General features: G+C 30.7%; 1 protein-coding gene. It reads right to left on the bottom strand.

The features are described from left to right. Window positions 1-86: 86 nt before the first annotated feature. A complete protein-coding gene (locus B5E48_RS13320) occupies window positions 87-1,775 on the bottom strand; it encodes an IS1634 family transposase (protein WP_143746883.1) in 1,689 nt (562 codons plus the stop codon). Window positions 1,776-1,947: the final 172 nt, after the last annotated feature.

Below are 1,947 nucleotides of genomic sequence, written 5' to 3'. Positions count from 1 at the left end.
TACCTGACTTTAGTATCCGGTATTAAAATCTAGTGATAGTTTTATAAAATATTTAGGTCCCTATTTTTAGGGACCTGTTTTTAATTCTATATTTTATAATTTAATATTTGTTTAATTTGTCTCTCTGTTAGGTAGTAGTTAGTTAATGGAAGTTTAGACAGCTTCGCAAATTCTTTTATAAATCTGCTACTTGTTGTTATATTAATGTATTTACTTTCACCTTTTACTAGTCTAAATTCACGTGTGAACTTCATGATTTCATATGTACTAAACTCTTTATTGAATACTTTGAATTGTAGTAATCTTTCTAGAAGAACTGATAAATAACAGATTAAGAAATGGCCTTTTATAGTACTTTCTTTTTGGAGAAATACAGGCCTTGCATCGAGATCGCTTTTCATGATCTTAAATGATTCTTCTATTCTCCATAAATTATGATAGGTCTCATATATTTCGCGTTCACTCATTTTTGTTTCAGAAGTCACTAGAAGATTATAACCTGCAAGTTTTCTTTCTTTGTCAATGGCTTCTTGATTTATTTTGGCTTTAGCTTTTCCTCCTTTTTCATTGATAAAATCAACATATTTTCCTAGATCGCCAAATTCAGAACGTTTTGCTTGGCTATAACAGAGTTCTCTTGCTTTCTCAGCTTGTTTTTCTATTTCATACTTTTTCTTTGCAGCAAGCTTAGGGTTATAAGTAAGTACTCTTTTTTCTTTAAACATCAAAATTTTCTTTTTCCCTGTGTTTTCATCAATAGTGATGTTGTAAGGAAATTGATCAACACATGATTTGTATTTGTAAATGAGATGTCCCTCTTTATCTCTCACTTCTTCCCAATCATCACTATCCATAGTCACCCAAGTTTGTTCAGTTTCAGGAAGTATCTTTACGGATTTAGAAAAGAGATAACCATCACCATTTTCTTTGGCGAAAGCGATATTATCAGCACAATTAAGACCTTTATCAGCTACATGTACTGTTCTGCCATTTATTTGATATGTATTTCTTAAATCATTTACAACATCTCTCATGATAGGCTTTTCACTTTGATTCCCAGGAAACATTTTCATGCCTATAGGAATCTGGTTGGCATCAAGTAGAAGTCCCATACCGACTATTGGATCTTTACGGCTTTCTTTAGATGGTCCTTTTCTTCTGAAATCATCTTGTTTATCAATTTCAAAATAGAAGTTTGTACAATCAAAATAAGTTTTATCAGTTTCTTTTTTATAGACCATATCTAATTGTTCATTAAATATTTCAATAAACTTTCCATAATCATTACCGATATATCCTAAACCGCTTAAAAGTTGGTCATAGGAATAATGAACTGATTGATGAAGTTTAGGAAGAACTTCGTGAAAAGTCTTGCGTTTACTGCAAGGATTTACTAAGCGAGCGAAGATGAGTGTAGAAAGAAGTTCATAAAGATCAAAAGTGAAGCTATTAGAATTATTTAAATAATCGACATACTTCTTTATGTCCATACATTTTAAAAGAGAGGCATAAGGGAAGTAACCAAGATAAACTTCAGGAGACTCATCAGATATTTGAAGTTCTTTTTTAATTTTATGAGCAGCATTTAATTCATCAACTTCTTTTTGAAAATGAGCAACAGGATCATCAATACCTTTTTTCTTCCAAGTTTCAACAGAGGCAAGAGACTTGTATGTACGATGAGCAGACCCGTGCTTTTCAGGAGAATAAAAACTCTCAACGATTGATAAATAAGTACGTCCTTTTAAATGAGATTGTTTAAGAAAATAAGCCATAAAGCACCTCCAATAATCTATCACCACTATCACTATTATTATAACATAAACTATAAAAAAATAAAAGAATTTAACATAAAAAAACATCGATAAAATCGACGTTTATTCGCTACTTAAAATTTTGATTTTAAATTTAGTCCAAAAAATCTAGTGATAGTCTCTAAAGACGGGT

The sequence above is a fragment of the Massilimicrobiota sp. An105 genome, from assembly GCF_002161155.1.
GTDB classification, from domain to species: Bacteria; Bacillota_I; Bacilli_A; order Erysipelotrichales; family Coprobacillaceae; genus Allocoprobacillus; species Allocoprobacillus merdigallinarum.
The sequence above is the reverse complement of the archived record's forward strand: the minus strand, read 5'-3'. Positions and strand labels throughout refer to the sequence as shown.

Bases quoted from the DNA above. Each gene is read 5' to 3' on its own strand.
- B5E48_RS13320 (WP_143746883.1), bottom strand. From the start codon at position 1,775: ATGGCTTATTTTCTTAAACAATCTCATTTAAAAGGACGTACTTATTTA.